This is a genomic window from Candidatus Halocynthiibacter alkanivorans (genome assembly GCF_003333265.1).
GTDB lineage: Bacteria > Pseudomonadota > Alphaproteobacteria > Rhodobacterales > Rhodobacteraceae > Halocyntiibacter_A > Halocyntiibacter_A alkanivorans.
Genome location: NZ_QOLB01000029.1, coordinates 169572 through 189628, shown reverse-complemented (window position 1 = coordinate 189628; position 20057 = coordinate 169572). Strand labels below are relative to the sequence as shown.

Sequence of the window (20057 nt, the reverse complement as noted above, 5' to 3'; positions counted from 1 at the left end):
GGGGCGCCCTTTTTTAGTGATCAGAAGTCTTCCCAGCCGCCGCTGTTGGCATTTACCGGCGCCGGCGGGCTCTGGTTCACCGCCATTTTGACCGGGGCTGGCGGGGCCGGCGGCGCGGTCGGGGCCGCGGTTCTGGGCGCGGTTTTGGCCGGGATTCCGGCCCGTGGCGCGGGTTTCGCCTGTGGCTTGTGGGGCGGCAGTGCGGTCGCCTGTGGTACAGCTGTTGCTACGTTGCCAGTGTTGAAACGCGCCACCGTCTTGCCAAGGCTTTCCGCCTCGCGGGTGAGCGCATGGCTGGCGGCGGTGGTTTCTTCAAACATGGCCGCATTCTGCTGGGTCACCTGATCCAGCTGATTCACCGCCGCGTTGATTTCAGCCAGACCGCTGGACTGTTGTTGCGCGGAGACTGCGATTTCTTCGACATGAGAGGCGATTTCGGTGACCGAGGTGACGATACCGGCCAGCGCTTTGCCGGTGGCATCCACAAGGCTGACGCCGCTTTGCACGTGGGTGCCGGATTTGGCGATCAGGTCGTTGATCTCGCGGGCGGCGTCTGAGGAACGCTGCGCCAGCGCCCGCACCTCAGATGCCACCACCGCGAAACCGCGGCCGGCGTCGCCGGCACGGGCGGCTTCCACCCCGGCGTTCAGCGCCAGCAGGTTGGTCTGGAACGCGATGTCATCGATCACCGACGTGATCCTGGAGATCTGGCTGGAAGAGGTTTCGATCTGGCCCATGGCTTCCACCGCCTGTTGCACCACCCGGCCGCCCTCTTCGGCATTCGCTTTGGCTTCGGAGACCATTTTTGAGGCGAGGCCGGCGCCGCCCGCGGCGGAGCGGACTGAGGAGGTGAGCTCGTCCAGCGCGGTTGCGGTTTCTTCGAGTGTGGAGGCCTGCCGTTCGGTGCGTTTGGACAAATCATCCGCCGCGCCGGAAATCTCGGAGGCTTCGCCGCGGATCATGTCCGCGTTGTCCACCACAGAGGACATGGCGTCGCGCAGATGGGTGATGGCCAAATTGAAATCCACCCGCAGGCTTTCGTAATCCGCTTCGAAACTACTGTCGATGGTGGCGGTCAGGTTGCCGGTGGACAGGGATTTGAGACTGCGGCGGAGGGTTTCCACCACATCGGCCTGGGCGGCCTGGCTGGCGATGCGTTCTTCTTCGGCGGCGGCCAGGGCTTCGCGTTCGCGGGTCACGTCTTTGGCCAGCAGGATGACACCAAAGGGATCGCCGGCGCTGTTGTTGACCGGGCTGAACGTGCCTTCGATCAGATGTGGGGTGCTGCCGATGCCGGGCACTGCAAAGGTGCCGCTGATGGTTTTACCCTTCAGAACCTGTTCCCAGACCGTGCCATTTTTCGCGGCCAGCGCCTGATCAAAGGAGATCAGCTGGTCTTTGTTTTTGCCCACGATTGCATTGGGTCTGATCCCCACCAGGGCGCTGAAATTTTTATTGGCCTTCAGCGCGACCCCATCGAGATCGAATTCTGCTTTGCACTGGGCGGCATCAAGCGCGTCGATCAGCGCCATTGCGGTGCGGACTTCAGTGACGTCTTTCCATTCCAGCAAATAACCGATGTGGTGGCCGCGACGGTTGCGCACCGCGTTCACATCGAGTGAAAAATAGCTGTTTTCAATGCGGATTTCAGCGCTGTGTGGCAGGTTGTCGGTGTTTTCAAGCAAGCGACGGTTGCGTGCAGGGTCCTGGTGAAAAATATCGATAGAACGCCCCACCAGTTTATCGACATCGAAACCGGAGACAAGTTTGGACATTTTATCGTGGTTTTCAGTCATCAGATCGGTGGTGGCCTGGTTCAGATCGGTGATGTCAAAATCGGTATTGGCGATCATCATCGCGGCCGAGGTGCCCTCGAAAGCGGCGCCTTTAAAGGCGCTTTCACGCCGGGCCTGGTCGCCGTCGGCGAGGTCTTTGCGGAACATGTCCAGCGCTTTGGCGATCACACCGACCTCGTCCGTGCGGTCCAGTGCGGGTACATTGGTGTCAAAGACCGAAGCAGAAATATCCTGCATCGCACTTGAGACTCCGATCAGGGGCCGGGTTACCATCCGGCGCACCAGCCAAACGGTCAGGATGGTGCCGAGGGTGAACATCAGGAGCGCGATAAGGAAAGAATGCATCGCAGTTTCCTGCAAAGATGCGCGCAGCGGTGCGGTGGTCCAGGAGGTGGCAATGACGCCATTCAGCGGGCCGTCTTCCATATCCCGGACCGGAACCACAACCAGCAAACCTTCTGGGGAAATGGTGATTTCACCGGTGTTGATGGCTTTTTGCGCCAGGTTGTTCAACGCGCTGCTTTGCGGGCCATCCACCGCGAGCAGAATGCCGGCGCGGTCAAAGATGGTGACGGTCACCAGTGTTTCGCCGGACTCAACGCGCACTTCGGCAAGTTCTTCGGTAATGGCTTCTTTGTCGCGCAACTGCAGCAGCGTCGCGATTTCATGGGAGACCAGAGAGGTGACTTCAGCGGCGCGGTCGGTCAGAACTTTTTCAGCCGTGGTTTTGGCTGTCTGAAACTCAAACAGGATGAGCGGCACCAGAATCAGCGTGGTCACCGCGCCGAAAATCGCGGTGATTTTGAACAAGATTGACCTGGTAACTGATATTTTTGATGCGTTTAGGTCTGACATTGTGTTGGCCTTTGCTGTCCGGGCCGTTCCCCGGATCGTGGTCTCTAAAAGTGTCTGTCTGTCGGGTGCGGTCCCGGTTCTGCGCTGTAGTCTGCGACTGCGGCATCCGGGCAGGGGGTGACAGCCTGGCTCAGGTTCTGGCGAATCCGGTCGGGCGGCGGTGCGGCAGAAAGTGCTGCCGGCGCCAAGGATCAGCGGCTGGTGTAGGTGTCTCCGTCATGCGTTGCCCCTTTTGCAATTTTCCATGTGGTCCGCCAAATCGGTGCCGGTGCCTGATGATTAGGAATGAAATCTTGACCCGGTCTTAATCTGCGCGGGGCAGGTCTTTGTTTTCGCACAGATAAGTTCGGGAATTCGCATTTTGGGAAGTAATAACAAATTGCAATTTAATGATTGTGTTGTGCAAATTGGGCTCACGTTGACGTTGGGGAAGCTTGGGGGTGCTGAAAACTAAAGAGTTTTTTTCGGCCCTGCAATCAAGGCGTGTGTCGTGACCATTTCGATCTGCTTTTTTGCTCTGAAACTGCGGGCGGTCGCAGGGGGCAGGCAAAATTTTTCCTGCCCCGGCCCCGACGGTCAGTTGTTTACACGCACAGCGGGAACATGGTTTCCCCCCCCCCGCGCACAGCGCGAGCGCGGCAGATCTACAGAGAATCACTTGCCGGAGCGGCAGACCCGCCCGCGCGGGGCCGAAAGCGCTGCGGCCTCCGCCCTGACGGGGTCCGCGCTGCCAGACCCTTTGGCCTAGATCGAATATAGGTTCGGCGATTAATAGACAAAAAATACAGCGCTGGTTACCCTGGCAACGGGGCGCAGTGCTACTTTTTATGCACCATAACGCAGGGCATCGGGGTGTCGTGTCATGCGTTGAAGGCCAATGAACATTCAGGACGCAGCGTGCGGCGAGGGGAACTTCCCTGGTCACAGATCAGCTGCGGACATGGACAAGAGTACCGGTGCACGTCCTTGGGGGATGAAGTGAATGGTTTATCAGATAACGGATCTGCACCGTTTGTTACGCAAGCGGCGCCGGGGTTGGGTTAAGCAAAAAACTGTCGTTGTACCCGGAGGGGCCGGTTTCCTTGGCTCGCATCTCTGTGCCCGCAAACTGGCGCAGGGGCACCGGGTCATCTGCGTGGATAATCTGCAGACCGGGCGGCTGGCCAATATCGCCGGCATGATCGGCACCGAGGGATTTTCCTTTTTCAAACATGATGTGACGGAGCCGCTGCGCATCGAAGGCGCTGTGGACGAAATTTTCAATCTGGCCTGCGCGGCGTCGCCGCCAAAATATCAGATCGATCCGGTGCATACGTTCCGCACCAATATCTGGGGGGCGATGAACCTGCTGGATCTGGCGCGTGAAAAAGACGCCCGTATTCTTCAGGCGTCTACTTCAGAGGTCTATGGCGACCCTGAGATCGAGCAGCAGGACGAGACATACTGTGGCCGGGTGAATGCGGTGGGACCGCGCGCCTGTTATGACGAAAGCAAGCGTGCCGCCGAAACGCTGTTTTACGACTATCACCACCTCTATGGGGTGGAGACCCGCATCATCCGCATCTTTAACACCTACGGGCCGCATATGGATCCGGGGGACGGCCGGGTGGTGTCCAATTTCATTGTCCAGGCGTTACGGGGGCAGGATCTGACGCTCTATGGCGACGGCTCGCAGACCCGGTCCTTTTGTTATGTGGATGATCTGCTGGACGGGATGGAGGCCTTGATGGCGCTGCCGCACGACTTTCCGGGGCCGGTGAACATCGGCAACCCGGCGGAGTGTTCGGTGCGGGATCTGGCGCAGCTGGTGCTGGAGCTGACCGGGACCGGGTCTGGCCTGGTCGAAAAAGCATTGCCGCAGGATGATCCGCGCCGCCGCCGGCCCGATATCACCCTGGCGCAACGCACGCTTGGCTGGGCACCGCAGGTGGCGCTGCGCGACGGGCTGCAGCATACGATTGAATATTTTATCGCTGAACTGGAACGCGGAAGCGCTGGGGTGAGGGTGAAAACAACATGAAACCATCGCGGCGCATATTGGTCACCGGCGGGGCTGGTTTCATCGGCTCACACACGTGCAAGCTGCTGTTTCAGTCTGGCTATGAGCCGGTGGTGGTGGACAATCTGAGTACCGGGCACCGCCGCGCGGTGAAATGGGGGCCGCTGATTGAATGTGATCTGCGCCAGACAGACGTTCTCACCGATATGATCGTGGCCTGGGACATCAGCACGGTGATCCATTTTGCCGCCAGCGCCTATGTCGGGGAATCGGTCAGGGATCCGGAGAAATACTATGGCAACAACGTCGGCGGGCTGCTGTCGCTGCTTAAAGCCTGCCGCGCCACCTCAGTCGACCGGGTGATTTTTTCTTCGAGCTGTGCCACCTACGGCAATCCGCTGCAACTTCCGGTCAGCGAATCCTGTGCGCAGATACCGATCAGCCCTTACGGGCGCACAAAGCTGGTCTGCGAACAGATCCTGCAGGATTATCAGGCGGCCTATGGTCTGCATCATGTGAGCCTGCGCTATTTTAATGCCTGCGGCGCGGACCATGACGGGGCGCTGGTTGAGGATCACCGGCCGGAGACCCATCTGCTGCCGCGCGCCTTGCTGGCCGCCGCGGGGGCGCGCTCGCATCTGGATATTTACGGCACCGATTATGACACGCCGGACGGCACTGCGGTGCGCGATTATATTCACGTTGAGGACCTGGCACGTGGTCATGTGATGGCGCTGCGCTATCTGGAGGCAGGTGGCAGCAGCCAGGCGGTGAATCTCGGATCCGGCCAGGGGCATTCGGTACTGGACGTGCTGGCAGTGATCCGGGAGGTGACCGGCCGCCAGGTGCCGGTGCAATATAGCGGGCGGCGGCCGGGAGATCCGCCGTTGCTGGTCGCGGATCCGGCGCTTGCGCAATCCGTGCTGGGTTTTGTGACAACGCGTTCGGATCTGGCAACGATCGTTGCCGATGCGGCGCCCTCATTCGGAGCGCCACGGTATGACCCGGTCGCCGTCTGAATACCTGGAACCGGCGTTCACGCCGGCCCAATGGCGGGGCTATAGTACTGCCGTTGCCCTCTGGGCAGCGCTGGTTCTGTGGTTTGCATTCTGGTGGTTTCAAACGGGGCATAATATTGGCACCGGACGGTTTGTTTTAGTCAGTTCAGGGCTTGTTTGGCTGTATTTCCTGCAAGCCTGGTTTTTATACTTTTTCCTGCGCGCCTGCCGTCCGCGGAGCAGGTCCAATGTCGTGGGTCCCTATCGGGTGGCAATGATCGTGACCAAAACCCCCTCAGAGCAATTTATGCTCTTACAGGTTACGCTCAGAGCCATGTTGGCGCAGGATATGACCCACGACACCTGGATTGCAGATGAAGACCCGGACCCGGAGGTGATCTCCTGGTGCCGGGCACATGGGGTGCGCATATCCTGCCGCAAAGATGTGGAGGGATATCACCGGCAGAGCTGGCCGCGCCGCAAGTGCTGCAAAGAGGGGAACCTGAGTTATTTTTACGACCACTACGGTTATGCAAACTATGATCTGGTGGTCCAGCTGGATGCGGATCATGTGCCGCAGCCAGGTTATCTGCGCGCAATGCTGGCGCCATTTGCGGACCCTGGGGTTGGTTATGTCTCGGCCCCCAGTATCTGCGCGCAGAACGAAGATAAAAGCTGGGCTGCGCGCACCCGGCTTTATGCCGAAGCCTTGTTTCATGGTGGCTTGCAGGCGGGGTACAGCAATGGCTGGGCACCGATGTGCATTGGCTCGCATTACGCGGTGCGCACGCGCGCGCTCTGCGCTGTGGGCGGGCTGGGGCCGGAACTGGCCGAAGACCATTCCACCACGATGATCCTGAACGCCGGCGGTTGGCGCGGCGTGCATGCCAGCGATGCCATCGCAATCGGCGCCGGTCCGGCCACATTCGCCGATATGGTGACCCAGGAGTTCCAGTGGTCGCGCAGCCTGATGACGCTGCTGCTGCGCTATACGCCCCGCTATCTGGGGGCGCTGCCGGCGCGTCTGAAGTTTCAGTTTGTCTTTTGCCAGCTGTGGTACCCGCTGTTTGCCCTGTTCATGGCGATGATGTTTGTGTTGCCGGTGGCGGCGGTGTCGTTTGACATGCGCTTTGTCGGCGTCACCTATCCGCAGTTTCTGGCCCATGCGGTGCCGCCGGTTCTGGTGCTGCTCTTGATCGTGGCGCAGATGCGGCGGGACGGATTTTTCCGCCCGGCGGGGGCGCGGGTGATCAGTTGGGAGCGCATCCTGTTTACGCTGGCGCAATGGCCCTGGGTGCTCTGGGGCTGTGCCGTGGCGCTGTGGGACCGGGCGACGGGGCGCTATGTGGCGTTCCGCATCACTCCCAAAGGCGGCGCAATGGTGCCACACCTGCCCTGGCGGGTGCTCATGCCCTATGGCGTGCTGTCCGCGGTGTCGCTGCTGCCGGTGGTGTTTGTCGATGATGTGCGCGAAGCGGCGGGGTTCTATCTGCTGGCGCTGGTGAATGCGTGTTTCTACACCGTGTTGTTCATTGCCATTCTGGCGCTGCACCGGCGCGAAAACCACATCGCGCTGCGGCTGCGGCCCTGGAGCTATGGCAGTCAGGCGGCGGTGGCACTGTTGTTGCTGGCATTGGGCGCCACCGGGTTCAACCTGCGCACGGTGCAGAGCGTACATGCGCTGGCACAGGGGCTGGGGCCGCTGGTGCTGACGCGCGAGGTTTATCCGGTGTCCGGTGCGGGTCAGGCGCCGCCGGGATCGGTGTATTATCAGTTTGATCTGCGTTGGAACTAATCCGGCATCCGGGCAAAAGGAGGAGGGGAAAATGACGGTTAAAGAGGAGGGGAAAATGACTGTTCTACATATGAAATCCGGCCTCTGCGCTGCCTTCATCGCGGCGGTGGTGTTTCTGGCGCCCTCGGCGGCGGCGGCGCCGCCAGGGGATATGCCGTTCGGGGCCTATGATCCCGACGGGGTGTTTTCTGACGACACCGGCCTGCAGATTGAACATCTGTTTCTGCCCTGGGAGGACGTGTTTCTGGGCACGCTGATCGAGGCAGATGGCTATGCGCATGATCGCGGTCGCGAGGTGCTGGTGACGATTGAGCCCTGGACCTGGACCCGGGATGCGCGCAACACGCCGCAGGTGCTGATCAACGGCATCCGCACCGGGCAATATGATTTCAACATGCTGGCGATCTGCTCGATTTTGAGTGGTTTCGAAAGCCCGGTGACCGTGCGCTGGGCCCAGGAAATGGAAGACAAAAGCGGCCAGTTTATCTGGGCCAACTGGGAGCCTTCGGTCTATATCAACGCCTTTCGCCGGGTGATCAATATCTGCCGGTCGGTGGCGCCTGATGTGCGGGTGATGTGGTCGCCGCTGGGCTATGAGGGGCTCGAGGCCTATTACCCGGGCGATAATTATGTCGATGTTGTCGGCCTGTCGGTGTTTGGCCTGCAGGACTGGGAGCGCTCTGTACTGGGGCGGGAGCTGACGTTCACCGAGATCCTCGGGCCGCGTTATGCGCGGGCGGCGCAGTTTGGCAAGCCGGTGATGGTGGCGGAACTGGGCTATGTCGGCGACGAGGCCTATGTGAACGCCTGGGAAAATACCGTGCGTCAGGATTACGCAGATTTTCCCAATCTGATCGGCGTGGTCTATTTCAATCAGAAAGAAGTGCATCCCTGGCCCGATGGCTTTGGCTTTCCGGACTGGAAGGTTGCGGAACGTATCACCCGCTGACAGTGACGCGGGCGGCGTGTTTTTGCCTGGTGCGCCGATCTGTCCGGTCATGTGCCGGTGCCGGCGTGATTGTGATTTACCAGCAAGTGCTTAGCGCTCCGGATCGCGGCGGTGACCGGAGAAAGCGGGAGGCGGGTGCGGATTCTGGCTGATCCGCTCGCCAGTCGGTAACCGGTTGAGATCCCCTGATTTTTGCATATCCCCCTTATTTTTAGAGTTCCGCCGCCGTCCGGGCGGTGTTTTCGGGTGCGCAGGTGAATGGTCAAAATTGTCTTTTTTCGCTAATAATAGCTTAGCCAGCCTTTAACGGGCGGCGGAGTAGAAATCCTTGTGGCCATCTCAGATGGTGAAAAAACAGGGTATTTGAGGCAGGAGACAGTGATGCCGGTGACCGGAACCGTGAGAACGCGCGCCTTTGGCGTGGCGGTAAGAATGTTGAGCGCAGCCGTGATTGTGGCTGGGATGGGCTTTTACAGTGCAGATGTGGCGATGGCGGGCAACGGGGTGAAAACCGTGAGCTCGAGCAAAACGCCTCTGGTGGTGGCCTCCACCAACAGCAACGGGCGCACCACGTGGATTTGCTCGCCAGCTGGGTTTGGCCGCAAATCACAGTGTTTCGCCCGCTGAAGCACCTGCACGACCGTAGCTTGATCGGTGCGGTGCGCAGATCGTGAACGGCGTGCTTGTTCAGCTCAGGCGATAGCGGGGCAGGATCCTGAACGGGTCTGCGCGGGCTGTGTCGTCCGGCGCAGTGCTGAGATGATCTGCGGACAGCGCCTGGTCGCGGCCCGTTGCCAGGCAGGCATTCCGGCGCGGTTTTGGCACTAACAAAAACGACCGGCGGCAGAGTAATCTGCCGCCGGTCGTTTTTCTTTGTATGTGCCCTCCGCGGGCCAGGCCAGCGCAGGCGCAGGTGAGCGGCTGCTTCAGTCGATGCGCTGACCGGTATTGACGTCAAACACGTGCACCGATCCGCCATCAATCGACAGGAATTTTGCGTCATCCCCGATGATCGCTTCTTCATGGGTGTGCACGATGAAACGTTCGCCGCCGAGCAGGCCATGCACCAGTTTGACCGCGCCGAGGTCTTCGGTGAACTCATAGGTAAAGGGCAGCGCACCGGGGGTTTCCTCGGCCTGGAGCGTTACTTTTTCCGGGCGGATGCCGATGGAGACCGGGCCGTTGGCGCCGTGGCTGTGATGGGGGATAACACCGCCGCCCGAGAGCGTCAGGGTGCCGTCCTTAAACCCGCCCTCCAGCATGTTCATTGGCGGCGCGCCCATGAATGTGGCGACAAAGACCGAGGCCGGCGACTGGTAGATTTGCGCCGGGGTGCCGATCTGTTCGATTTTACCGGCGTTCAGAACCACGATGCGGTCGGCCATGGTCATGGCTTCGACCTGGTCATGGGTCACATAGACCGAGGTCACACCAAGGTCGCGCTGCAGGCGGCGCACTTCAATGCGCATCTGGCTGCGCAGCTTGGCATCGAGGTTGGAGAGCGGCTCATCAAACAGGAACAGTTTCGGGCTGCGCACGATGGCGCGGCCCATGGCAACCCGTTGACGCTGACCGCCGGACAACTGGCTGGGCTTGCGGTCCAGCAGCGGTGTCAGATCCAGCATTTTGGCCACTTTCTGCACCGCGATCTCGATGTCTTCTTTCGACTTTTTGGCGCGTTTCAGACCGTAGGCCATGTTTTTATAGACCGTCATATGCGGGTAGAGCGCATAGTTCTGGAACACCATGGCGATGTCGCGCTGCGCCGGATCGACATCATTGACCACCCGGTCATCGATGGCGATTTCGCCGGTGGAGATGTCCTCGAGTCCGGCGAACATGCGCAGCAGTGTCGACTTGCCACAGCCGGAGGGGCCGACCAGGACGATGAATTCACCGTCTTTGATGTGGAAATCGGCGTCTTTGACGGCGTGAAATCCGTTGGGATAGATTTTATTGACGGAGGAGATGGTGACTTGTGCCATTTCTCAGATACCTTATTTCTCGGATTCCACCAGGCCCTTGACGAACCAGTTCTGGAAAAGAATGACGATCAGGACGGGCGGGGTCATGGCGATGATCGCCAGGGCCATTGCCACACCGTAATCGGGAATATTTGCGCCGATCCAGACCTGCATGATCTGTTTGATACCGCGCACAAGGGTGAACATGTTCTCATCTGTGGTCATCAGCGTGGGCCAGAGATACTGGTTCCAGCCATAGACAAACATGATGATAAAGATCGCTGCGATCATGGTCTGGGACACCGGCACCAGGATGTCAAAAAAGAAGTGTATCGGACCGGCGCCGTCGATCCTGGCGGCTTCCAGCGTTTCTTCAGGTACAGATTTGAAGAACTGGCGGAAGTAGAACGTGCCTGTTGCCGAGGCAATCAGCGGCACAATCAGACCGGTATAGGTGTTGAGCAGGCCGAGGCTCTGCACCACCTCATACGAGGGCAGGATGCGCACTTCCAGGGGCAGCAGCAGCGTGGTGAACACGATCCAGAAGGCGAACGTGGCAAAGCGGAAGCGGAAATAGACGATGGCATAGGCGGCCATCATCGAGATGACAATTTTGCCGATCGCAAAGCCGAGGCCCAGGATCAGCGAGTTGGTCATCATTTTCATCCCGTCAACCACCTGGGAAAAGCCGCTCTTTTCGAACAGCGCTTTCTGGTAGTTGCGGAAGGCGTCTTCACCGATGGAATACTGAATGCCACCGGTGTGGATGGTGACATTGTCCCAGGTCGAGGTCAGCAATGTCAGCACCACCGGCAGCAGCATGAACATGGAACCGAGGATCAGAATCACGTGGTCAAACACCCGGTTCCAGCGGATTTTCCTGCGGCGCACCGGGGGCTGGGCAATGGCAGTGGTAATATCAGTCATGAGATCAGCCCTCAGGTATAATGCACGCGCCGTTCCATGAAGCGGAACTGCACGACGGTGAGAATAAGAACAAGGACCATCAAGATCACGGACTGGGCCGAAGAGCCGCCAAGATCGTTGCCACGGAACCCATCGAGATACACTTTGTAGACCAGGGTGACAGGGTTGTTGCCCGGCTCGCCCTTGTGCAGGATGTCGATGATGCCGAACGTATCAAACAGCGCGTAGGTGATGTTGATGATCAGCAGGAAAAACGCCGTTGGCGCCAGCAGCGGGAAAATCACATGGAAGAACCGGCTCGGGCCTGACGGGTCGTCGATCAATGCAGCTTCACGCACCGCCATCGGCACGGACTGCATGCCGGCGAGGAAGAAGATGAAATTGATCGGGATCTGTTTCCAGACGGCGACAATCACCATGGCGGTGGCGGAGTCCCAATAGTTTACCCCCAGTTTGAAGTCCCAGCCGATGGACTGGGCAATTTTGGTGAACGGGCCGATGGCCTGGTCAAACAGCAGGATGCCAAACAGACCGGCCACAGGGGGCGCGATCGCATAGACCCACATCAGCAGGGTGCGGTAGGTCTTGGCGCCGCGCAGAACGGAATCCGCTTTGACGGCCAGCAACAGCGCCAGGGCCAGCGAAAAAAACGCCACAACAGCGGTGAAGCCGAGGGTGAATTTTGCGACCGAGACATATTCACTGCCGGTGACGGTGTCGGTGTAATTGTCCATGCCAACATAGGTGGAGGAGAAGCCGAACGGGTCTTCGAGATAGAAGGATCCGCGGATCGCCTCCCCGGCGGGCCAGTAGAAGAACACGGCGATGATTGCCAGCTGTGGGATCAGCAGCAGGAAGGGAAAGATGGGGCGGCGGAATTGCACGCGTTTCATTGGGGGGCTCCGTGAGGGTGCGGTGAAACGAAAAAACCGGCGGCCCCCGGGAGGGGCCGCCAGCCAGAAGATATCAGGAGATCAACCCTGGGTTCTTGCGAAGCGGGCCAGAAGTTTGTTGGCTTCTTCTTCGATGGTTGCGAATGCGTCATCAACCGATTTTTCGCCGGCAAGCAGCTTGCCATATTCACGGTTCATCACGTCGCGGATCTGAACATAAAAGCCCATACGGTACCCTTTGGTCCATTCGCCGCCTGGCAGTGTCAGCTGTTTGATGCCGATTTCTGCCGCCGGTTTAATGTCGTAATAGCCATCAGCCTGCGCCATTTCGTAAGCCGCATTGGTGATCGGCACATAACCGGTTTCTTTATGCCAGAAATACTGGGTCTTGGCAGAGGTCAGGAAGCGGAAGAACTCAGCGGTTGCTTTGTTGGCTTCAGCCGATTTGCCGGACATTGCGAACAGAGCAGCACCACCGATAAAGGTGTTGGTAGGCTCTGTGGTCACGCTTTCCCAGTAAGGCAGATAGGTGGCGGAGAATTCAAAGTCAGCCGATTGGGACAGACCGCCGAACGAGCCGGAAGAACCGAGCCACATGGCGACTTCCTGGCGTTCAAACGGCGCCTGGTTGTCACCCCAACCGGTGCCATAATAGCCAAACAGCCCGTCATCAATCCAGGATTTCATCGACGCGAAGTGCTTTTTGATTGCGTCGTTGTTGATCAGGATCTTGGTTTCACCGTCGCCGTAACCATTGTCATTGGTTGCGAAAGGCAGGTTGTGACGGGAAAAGAAGTTCTCCGTGAAGATCCAGGGCATATGCGACTGGGCCATCGGGATGTAACCGGCGGATTTCAGCGCCGGGGCGGTGACCGATTGGAACTCTTCCCAGGTCTTAGGCGCGGTCACACCGGCTTTTTCCAGCGCCGCGACATTGTAATACATGATCGGGGTCGAAGAGTTGAACGGCATGCCGATCATTTTGCCAGCTGCATCGGCGTAGAAGTTGCGCACGCCGGAGATGTAATCATTGCTGTCAAACGGAACGCCATTGTCTTTCAGCAGGTCTTCAACCGGGACGATCGCGCCTTTGGCACCGATGATGGTCGCTGCGCCGGCGTCAAACACCTGCATGATGTCGGGCTGTTCGCCACCGCGGAAGGCTGCAATACCCGCTGTCAGGGTTTCTTCGTAGTTGCCCTTGTACACAGGAGTCAGTTTGTAATCCGACTGCGAGGCGTTAAAATCAGCAGCAATCTCGTTTACAACTTCGCCAAGACGGCCGCCCATAGCGTGCCACCAGGTGATATCAGTTTGTTGAGCAAATGCGGGCGCGGCGACAGCCGTCGACAGCGCAGCAGCCGCAGCAAGTTTACGGAAGTTCATGTTTTTGGTCCCCTAATTCTTGTGTTCCGCGAAAGTCGGCGGAATAAGGCTTCAACTAAAGACGATTTGTTTCAGTTGAATGACAAAGCGATGACAGGTTTGCAAAACTGCTTTCGCTTGTCAATTTTTGTATCCGTTTGATTTATCAGGATGATATCTTATCAGCCGAGGCGAAAATTGCGTGATAAATCCAGATGTACATCGCGGATTGGTATGTAAACTATTGTTATGGAAGGAAATTTTTGCACACGGTTGCAAGGATCCGTGCGCTTTCGTTAATCCGCGTACTTGTTCTTTTATGTGCGAATTATACCCGGTAAGTTCGGCAAAGTTTCGGTTTGTTCCAAAGTTTCAGCAAGTTAGGCGCGGTATTGATTTTTTTTCCTTTTCGCGCTGAATACCAGCGAATGCTGCAGTGCAGAAGCTAGGGTATACTGAACAGATCCGCCTGTTCTGCTGCAGACCCGTTGAGGCGCCGGACCGCTTTGCGCGAGGTCATCCTGAGATGTGGACTGCGGCGCCAGGAGGTTGAAAGGATCGCAGCCCGGCGAGGGGATCGTTTGGTGATACGCGTATAACCCATTGACCTGTAGGTATAACATTTCGGGATCAGCACCCGGGCATAGCAGTTTTTTCCTGTGGCTCACTGGTGGCCGGCGGTTTTCGTCTGTATTTGTTTTTGTTTCGTTCTGTTCGTAAACTGCCTGTTTTTGATGCAAACGCTGGCCAGGTTCCGCGAAATGGTCAGAATGGAGCCATGCGAAGCCCGAAATGGGATTCGTCGTGAATAAAAGCAATACTGACGGGAGGAATATTAGATGACGAAATATACAAAAATTATCCTGGCTGGTCTGTTCTCCAGCACGATGCTTGTGGCGCCGGCCCTGGCCAGCAATGTGCACCCGGTCACCGGGGAAGCGCTGGCGCATGACCAGACATTTACCTACCGCATGCTGGATGAAGCTTCGTCCTTTGATCCGCAGATTGTGGAAGACGTCGACGGATCTGCCATCGTGCGTGACCTGTTTGAAGGTCTGATGAACGAGGACGAAGACGGCAACCTGGTGGCTGGCGTGGCCACTGGTTACACCACCAATGAGGCCAAAACCGTTTATACGTTCACCCTGCGTCCGGACGCGAAATGGTCCAATGGCGATACGGTCACCGCCGGCGATTTTGTTTACGCCTGGCGCCGTGCTGTCGATCCGGAAACCGCTTCGCCCTATGCCTGGTATATGGAGTTGATGTCGCTTGAGAATGCGGGCGATATCGTCGCCGGCAACGCAGCAGCAGACACCCTGGGGGTTTCGGCGATCAATGATACCACGCTGGAAGTGCGGCTCACCGCTGCGCTGCCGTATTTCGCCCAGATGACCACCCATGCCACCACCTTCCCGTCGCCGCAGAACGTGGTGGAAGAATTTGGCTCCGAGTGGACGCGGCCGGAAAATATTGTCGGCAACGGCGCTTATAAGCTGGCCGAGCATCTGCCAGGCGAGCGGTCGGTGCGGGTGCGCAATGACATGTACTGGAACAATGACGAAACCATCCTCGACACCGTCGTGGCGCTGGTCATCAATGATGAAAATACTGCGCTGACACGGTATCTGTCCGGTGAACTTGACCGCACCGATATTCCGGCAGGCCAGTATCCACGCCTGGTGAAGGAATATCCCGAAGAAGCGTTGAGCTTCCCGCGTCTGTGTAACTACTATTACACCTTCAACTTGTCGGACTCCGGCCCTGAGGCGTTCAAAGATGTGCGCGTGCGCCGGGCTCTGTCGCTGGCGGTGGACCGCAAGATCATCACCGAGAACATTCTGGCAGGTGGCCAGCCTCAGGCCTTTACCTTCACCCCGGAAGCCACCGCTGGTTTTACGGTGCCAGAGGTTGAAATGGCCTCGATGTCTCAGGCGGAACGTGATGCGGCGGCCAAAGAGCTGCTGGCAGAAGCCGGTTATGGCGCCGACAATCCGCTGGAGCTGAACCTGATCTACAACACTTCTGAAGCACATAAGAAGATCGCTGTGGCGGTGACCCAGATGTGGAAGCAGAAACTGGGCGTGAAAGCAACGCTGGGCAATATGGAGTGGAAGACGTTCCTCAACGAGCGCGGCCAGCAGAACTTTGAACTGGCACGTGGGGCGTGGTGTGGCGACTATAATGAAGCCTCCACCTTCCTTGATCTGATGATGTCCAAATCCGGTTATAATGACGGCAAGTTCAACAATGCCCGGCTGGATGAGCTGATGGCGATGGCCAAGACGGCGGATGATACCACGCCGATCTATACTGAGGTGGAGCAGATCATTGCCTCGGAAGTGCCGATCATCCCGGTCTATCATTATGCTGGCGTCTATATGATGGACACTGATCTGGCCAACTGGCCGGTGAGCAATGTTCAGCAGAACTGGTACTCGCGCAACCTTTACAAACTGGCCGAATAATCCGGCACCTCTGCTATCATTGACAGCGCCCCTGCTATTGCCGGGGCGCCGTTACCCCGTTTGTAAGAGGCGTCTATGCTGAACTATTCAATCCGGCGGGTCTTGTCCGCCATTCCGACCCTGCTGGTGCTGGTGATCGCCTCGTTTCTGATGATCAAGGCCGCGCCCGGGGGGCCGTTCACCTCGGAACGACCGTTGCCGCCTCAGGTGCTGGCCAATATTGAGGCCCGTTACGGGTTGGATCAACCGGAGTGGAAGCAGCTTTGGGACTATGTCACCGGGATCCTGTTCAACTTCGATTTCGGCCCCTCGTTCAAATTCAAAGACCGCGACGTCAATGACATCATCGCCCAGGGTTTCCCGGTGACGCTGACCTATGGCACCTTGTCGTTCCTGGTCGCCTCCACCGTGGGCATTGCGCTTGGGGTGGCTGCCGCGATCCGGCACAACACCTGGCTGGATTACCTGGCTGTTGGCATCAGTTTTGCCGCCCAGGCCCTGCCCAACTTTGTGATGGCGCCGCTGCTGGTGCTGATATTCACCTATAAGCTTGGCTGGCTGCCCGGCGGCGGCTGGTATGGCGGTCAATGGCAATATCTGATCCTGCCGGTGGCGGCACTGTCCACTTCTTATATGGCGACGATCGCGCGCATCACCCGCTCTTCGATGCTGGAAGTGCTGCATTCCAATTATATCCGCACCGCCGCCGCCAAAGGCCTGCCGGCGCGCAGCATCATCTGGCGCCATGCGTTCAAGCCGGCGATGATGCCGGTGGTGTCTTATCTTGGGCCGGTGTTTGTCTATATGATCACCGGGTCGGTGTTCGTGGATATCTATTTTTCCACCGGGGGGCTGGGGCGCGCCTATGTCAACTCGGCGCTGAGCCGCGATTACGCGGTGCTGCTCGGGGTCACCGTTCTCTACGGCGTGCTGACCATTGCGTTTAACCTGATCACCGACCTGATTTACGGCTGGCTTGATCCGAAAATCAGGTATTGAGGGGGATATGAGATGAAACCCTCTGAAAAAATGAACGATCTGGCGGATGTGATCACCGACACCACGGTGATTCAGGGCCGCTCACTGTGGCGGGATGCGCGCCTGCGGTTTTTCCGCAACAAAGCAGCGGTGACCTCGGTCTTTACCCTGCTGGCGGTGATCCTGTTCATCCTGATCGGGCCGCAATTTGCCGTCTGGTCCAATGAAGAGATCGACTGGGCCATCATGGCGGATATTGCCGGTTCGGGCATGCCTACGGTTGAGAATGGCCATTATTTTGGCGTCGACAGCCTCGGGCGGGATCTGTTTTCGCGTACCATCCAGGCCACACGTACCTCGCTGCTGGTCGGGGTGATCGGCGCGGCGGTGGCTTTGGTGATCGGCACGCTTTATGGCACCGTCTCGGGGTTTGCCGGCGGCTGGGTCGACAATGCGATGATGCGCTCGGTGGATATTCTGATTGCGATCCCGGCGACGCTGATCATCATCCTGCTGATGGTAATGTTTGAGCGCTCCTTCTTCATGCTATTTGTCGGCATCGGCATTGTCAGCTGGTTGTCGATGTCACGTATCGTGCGCGGCCAGACCCTGACGCTGAAAAACCGCGAATTTGTGGAAGCCGCGCGCGCCGCCGGCGTCGGGCCCTTCACCATCATCACCCGCCATATCATCCCCAACTTGCTGGGCATTGTGGTGGTCTATGCCTCGCTGCTGGTGCCGGAGATGATCCTGACCGAAAGTTTCATCTCGTTCCTCGGGCTTGGAGTGCAGGAGCCCAATACCTCGCTGGGGGCGCTGATATCCGAGGGGGCCGGCACCATTTCCTATGGCACTCTGTGGCAGCTGATGTACCCGCTGTTTTTCTTTATTATCACCATCGTGTCGATGTTCTTTATCGGCGACGGGTTGCGTGATGCGCTTGATCCGAAGGACCGTTGATATGGCATTGTTAGAGGTCAGAGATCTGGCGGTGAATTTTGATACGCCTGACGGGGTGGTCAAAGCGGTCAAGGGCGTCTCGTTTCATATTGAGGCCGGGGAATGTCTGGGCATTGTCGGCGAATCCGGTTCCGGCAAAAGCCAGACCTTTATGGCGGCGATGGGGCTGTTGCCGCTAAACGGTTTGGCCAACGGGTCGGTACAGCTGGACGGGCAGGAGATCCTAAACCTGGAGACCAGGAAACTAAACACGATCCGGGGTTCAGACATGGCGATGATTTTTCAGGATCCGCTGACGGCGTTGACGCCGCATCTGCGCATCGGCCAGCAGATGAAAGAGGTGCTGCGCCATCACAAGCAGATCACCGGTGGTGCGGCGCAAAACCTGTGTCTTGAGTGGATGGACAAGGTGCGTATGCCGGAAGCGGCGCGGCGGATGGAACAGTATCCCCACGAGCTGTCAGGCGGCATGCGCCAGCGGGTGATGATCGCCATGGCGATGCTGTGCAACCCGCGGCTGCTGATCGCGGACGAGCCCACCACGGCGCTCGATGTGACGGTGCAGGCCGAGATCCTGGATCTGATGGTGGGTCTGCAGAAAGAAGAGGGCACCGCGATTGCGCTGATCACCCATGATATGGGGGTGGTGGCGCGCATGTGTGACCGTATCGAGGTGATGCGCCACGGCGCTTATGTCGAAAGCGGCAGCGCCGAAGACGTGTTTTACCGGCCAATGCATGATTATACAAAAAGCTTGCTGGAGGCGATGCCGCGGCTGGATGAACCTTCTGAGACCGCGCTGCATGTGCAGGATATGACGCCGGTGCTGTCGGTGAACGATGTGAAAGTGCATTTCGACATCAAGAGCCACAAGGGGCTGTTTGGCGGCACTATCCCGCTGAAGGCGGTGGACGGGGTAAGTTTTGACATTGCCCAGGGCGAAACGCTCGGCGTGGTGGGGGAATCCGGCTGTGGCAAATCCACCCTGGCCCGCGCGGTGCTGCAACTTATTCCGCCGACAGCGGGCTCGGTGTCGTGGCTGGGGCAGACCATTTCGGGACTGTCACGCCGGGCGCTGAACAAACATCGCAAAGATTTGCAGATCGTGTTTCAGGATCCGCTGGCCAGCCTGGATCCACGCATGACGATTGAGGCTTCTATTGCGGAGCCGCTGCGCACCTATCATCCGGAAATGACCGCGCGCGAGCGGCGCCAGGCGGTGGCGGCGATGATGGAGAAGGTCGGGCTTGAGCAGAATATGATCAACCGCTACCCCCATGAGCTGTCCGGTGGCCAGAACCAGCGCGTGGGTGTGGCGCGGGCGATGATCAACAAACCCAAGCTGATCATCTGTGATGAGGCGGTGTCAGCGCTGGACGTGTCTATTCAGGCGCAGATCGTGGCGCTGCTGAAAGACCTGCAGAAAGAGTTTGGCCTGTCGATGATCTTTATCAGCCATGATCTGTCAGTGGTGCGTGATATATCCAACCGGATTATGGTGCTTTACCTGGGTCGGGTGGTGGAGCTGGCGGACCGCGATGTGATCTATGCCGACCCGCAGCACCCTTATACACAGTCGCTGATTTCGGCGGTGCCAATCCCGGATCCGCGTATTGAGCGGGCGCGTCAAAGGTTAAAAATCCCCGGCGAATTGCCCTCGCCGCTGGACCCCAGGGCGGCGCTGCGCTTTCTACCGTCCAAGCTGGAGGCCGGCATGGTGGATTATGTGCCGAGGCTGATGCAGCCGGCGCCGGGGCATTATGTGGCCGAACATGACCCGCTGGAACGCATCATGCAGCAGGCGGGCTGAGACGGGGTTTGCGGATCTTCTGAGCCAGTGGCACTGGCGAGTATCGAGTATCGAGTATCGAGTATCGGGTCGCAGCGGGCCACCTCAATGGACGCGGGCGGCGGCGCCAGGTCTGGCGGCGCGCGCGGGGGCAGGGCCCGTGCCCGGCGGTGTGCAATGGTGTCATTCCGTGGCCACGTTTATTCTCCGGGGGGGCCGTATGAGAGTTCGCAGGTCCGCCGGGTCTGGTGCAGGCGCCTGTGCTCAGGCTCCGTACCCGGCGTGATGCAATGGCGGCTTCCGGTGGCAAAGCATGTCCTC

General features: G+C 58.6%; 14 protein-coding genes. 9 read left to right on the top strand and 5 right to left on the bottom strand.

Annotated elements, in window-relative coordinates; translation table 11 throughout:
- Positions 1 to 20: 20 nt before the first annotated feature.
- Positions 21 to 2651, bottom strand: a complete 2631-nt coding sequence (locus DWA01_RS01415; RefSeq protein ID WP_114283824.1) for a methyl-accepting chemotaxis protein — start codon at positions 2649 to 2651, stop codon at positions 21 to 23.
- Between the two features lie 982 nt (positions 2652 to 3633).
- Here DWA01_RS01415 and DWA01_RS01410 point away from each other — a divergent pair.
- The 5 genes from DWA01_RS01410 (at position 3634) to DWA01_RS01390 (ending at position 9019) form a co-directional block, all read left to right on the top strand.
- Complete coding sequence (locus tag DWA01_RS01410; RefSeq protein WP_114283823.1) at positions 3634 to 4671, top strand: UDP-glucuronic acid decarboxylase family protein; 1038 nt, start codon at positions 3634 to 3636, stop codon at positions 4669 to 4671.
- Entirely contained in the window at positions 4668 to 5669 is a 1002-nt protein-coding gene (gene galE, locus DWA01_RS01405; RefSeq protein ID WP_114283822.1) for a UDP-glucose 4-epimerase GalE, read from the top strand. The genes DWA01_RS01410 and galE overlap by 4 nt, the downstream gene beginning before the upstream one ends.
- Positions 5670 to 5955: 286 nt before the next feature.
- The gene (locus DWA01_RS01400; protein WP_235008387.1) at positions 5956 to 7443 is read left to right on the top strand and encodes a glycosyltransferase family 2 protein; all 1488 of its coding nucleotides are present in this window, start codon (positions 5956 to 5958) and stop codon (positions 7441 to 7443) included.
- Positions 7444 to 7498: 55 nt separating this feature from the next.
- Entirely contained in the window at positions 7499 to 8392 is an 894-nt protein-coding gene (locus DWA01_RS01395) for a glycoside hydrolase family 26 protein (protein WP_419186974.1), read from the top strand.
- Positions 8393 to 8773: 381 nt separating this feature from the next.
- Positions 8774 to 9019: a hypothetical protein gene (locus tag DWA01_RS01390; RefSeq protein WP_114283820.1), complete on the top strand. Its 246-nt coding sequence runs from the start codon at positions 8774 to 8776 to the stop codon at positions 9017 to 9019.
- 299 nt (positions 9020 to 9318) lie between these two features.
- Here DWA01_RS01390 and DWA01_RS01385 read toward each other — a convergent pair whose 3' ends face one another.
- From DWA01_RS01385 to DWA01_RS01370, 4 genes are all read right to left on the bottom strand, one after another.
- Positions 9319 to 10377: an ABC transporter ATP-binding protein gene (locus DWA01_RS01385; RefSeq protein WP_114283819.1), complete on the bottom strand. Its 1059-nt coding sequence runs from the start codon at positions 10375 to 10377 to the stop codon at positions 9319 to 9321.
- A 12-nt stretch (positions 10378 to 10389) separates the two neighbouring features.
- Positions 10390 to 11283, bottom strand: coding sequence for an ABC transporter permease subunit (locus DWA01_RS01380; protein WP_114283818.1), 894 nt, complete (start codon positions 11281 to 11283; stop codon positions 10390 to 10392).
- An 11-nt stretch (positions 11284 to 11294) separates the two neighbouring features.
- Positions 11295 to 12176 carry an ABC transporter permease subunit gene (locus DWA01_RS01375; protein WP_114283817.1) on the bottom strand — a complete coding sequence of 294 codons (882 nt, stop codon included), beginning with the start codon at positions 12174 to 12176 and terminating at the stop codon, positions 11295 to 11297.
- Between the two features lie 81 nt (positions 12177 to 12257).
- Positions 12258 to 13562 carry an extracellular solute-binding protein gene (locus tag DWA01_RS01370; RefSeq protein WP_114283816.1) on the bottom strand — a complete coding sequence of 435 codons (1305 nt, stop codon included), beginning with the start codon at positions 13560 to 13562 and terminating at the stop codon, positions 12258 to 12260.
- An 818-nt stretch (positions 13563 to 14380) separates the two neighbouring features.
- On the opposite strand from DWA01_RS01370, the gene DWA01_RS01365 reads away from it, so the two are divergent.
- From DWA01_RS01365 to DWA01_RS01350, 4 genes are all read left to right on the top strand, one after another.
- Positions 14381 to 16009, top strand: a complete 1629-nt coding sequence (locus tag DWA01_RS01365) for a peptide ABC transporter substrate-binding protein (RefSeq protein ID WP_114283815.1) — start codon at positions 14381 to 14383, stop codon at positions 16007 to 16009.
- Between the two features lie 75 nt (positions 16010 to 16084).
- Entirely contained in the window at positions 16085 to 17008 is a 924-nt protein-coding gene (gene oppB, locus DWA01_RS01360; protein WP_114283814.1) for an oligopeptide ABC transporter permease OppB, read from the top strand.
- A 12-nt stretch (positions 17009 to 17020) separates the two neighbouring features.
- Positions 17021 to 17947, top strand: a complete 927-nt coding sequence (locus tag DWA01_RS01355; RefSeq protein WP_114283813.1) for an ABC transporter permease subunit — start codon at positions 17021 to 17023, stop codon at positions 17945 to 17947.
- A 1-nt stretch (position 17948) separates the two neighbouring features.
- Positions 17949 to 19757, top strand: a complete 1809-nt coding sequence (locus tag DWA01_RS01350) for an ABC transporter ATP-binding protein (protein WP_114283812.1) — start codon at positions 17949 to 17951, stop codon at positions 19755 to 19757.
- The last annotated feature ends 300 nt before the right edge of the window (positions 19758 to 20057 follow it).

Bases quoted from the DNA above. Each gene is read 5' to 3' on its own strand.
- oppB (WP_114283814.1), top strand. From the start codon at position 16,085: ATGCTGAACTATTCAATCCGGCGGGTCTTGTCCGCCATTCCGACCCTG.
- DWA01_RS01395 (WP_419186974.1), top strand. From the start codon at position 7,499: ATGACTGTTCTACATATGAAATCCGGCCTCTGCGCTGCCTTCATCGCG.
- DWA01_RS01380 (WP_114283818.1), bottom strand. From the start codon at position 11,283: ATGACTGATATTACCACTGCCATTGCCCAGCCCCCGGTGCGCCGCAGG.
- DWA01_RS01350 (WP_114283812.1), top strand. From the start codon at position 17,949: ATGGCATTGTTAGAGGTCAGAGATCTGGCGGTGAATTTTGATACGCCT.
- DWA01_RS01370 (WP_114283816.1), bottom strand. From the start codon at position 13,562: ATGAACTTCCGTAAACTTGCTGCGGCTGCTGCGCTGTCGACGGCTGTC.
- DWA01_RS01400 (WP_235008387.1), top strand. From the start codon at position 5,956: ATGCTCTTACAGGTTACGCTCAGAGCCATGTTGGCGCAGGATATGACC.
- galE (WP_114283822.1), top strand. From the start codon at position 4,668: ATGAAACCATCGCGGCGCATATTGGTCACCGGCGGGGCTGGTTTCATC.
- DWA01_RS01415 (WP_114283824.1), bottom strand. From the start codon at position 2,651: ATGTCAGACCTAAACGCATCAAAAATATCAGTTACCAGGTCAATCTTG.
- DWA01_RS01390 (WP_114283820.1), top strand. From the start codon at position 8,774: ATGCCGGTGACCGGAACCGTGAGAACGCGCGCCTTTGGCGTGGCGGTA.
- DWA01_RS01355 (WP_114283813.1), top strand. From the start codon at position 17,021: ATGAAACCCTCTGAAAAAATGAACGATCTGGCGGATGTGATCACCGAC.
- DWA01_RS01365 (WP_114283815.1), top strand. From the start codon at position 14,381: ATGACGAAATATACAAAAATTATCCTGGCTGGTCTGTTCTCCAGCACG.
- DWA01_RS01375 (WP_114283817.1), bottom strand. From the start codon at position 12,176: ATGAAACGCGTGCAATTCCGCCGCCCCATCTTTCCCTTCCTGCTGCTG.
- DWA01_RS01410 (WP_114283823.1), top strand. From the start codon at position 3,634: ATGGTTTATCAGATAACGGATCTGCACCGTTTGTTACGCAAGCGGCGC.
- DWA01_RS01385 (WP_114283819.1), bottom strand. From the start codon at position 10,377: ATGGCACAAGTCACCATCTCCTCCGTCAATAAAATCTATCCCAACGGA.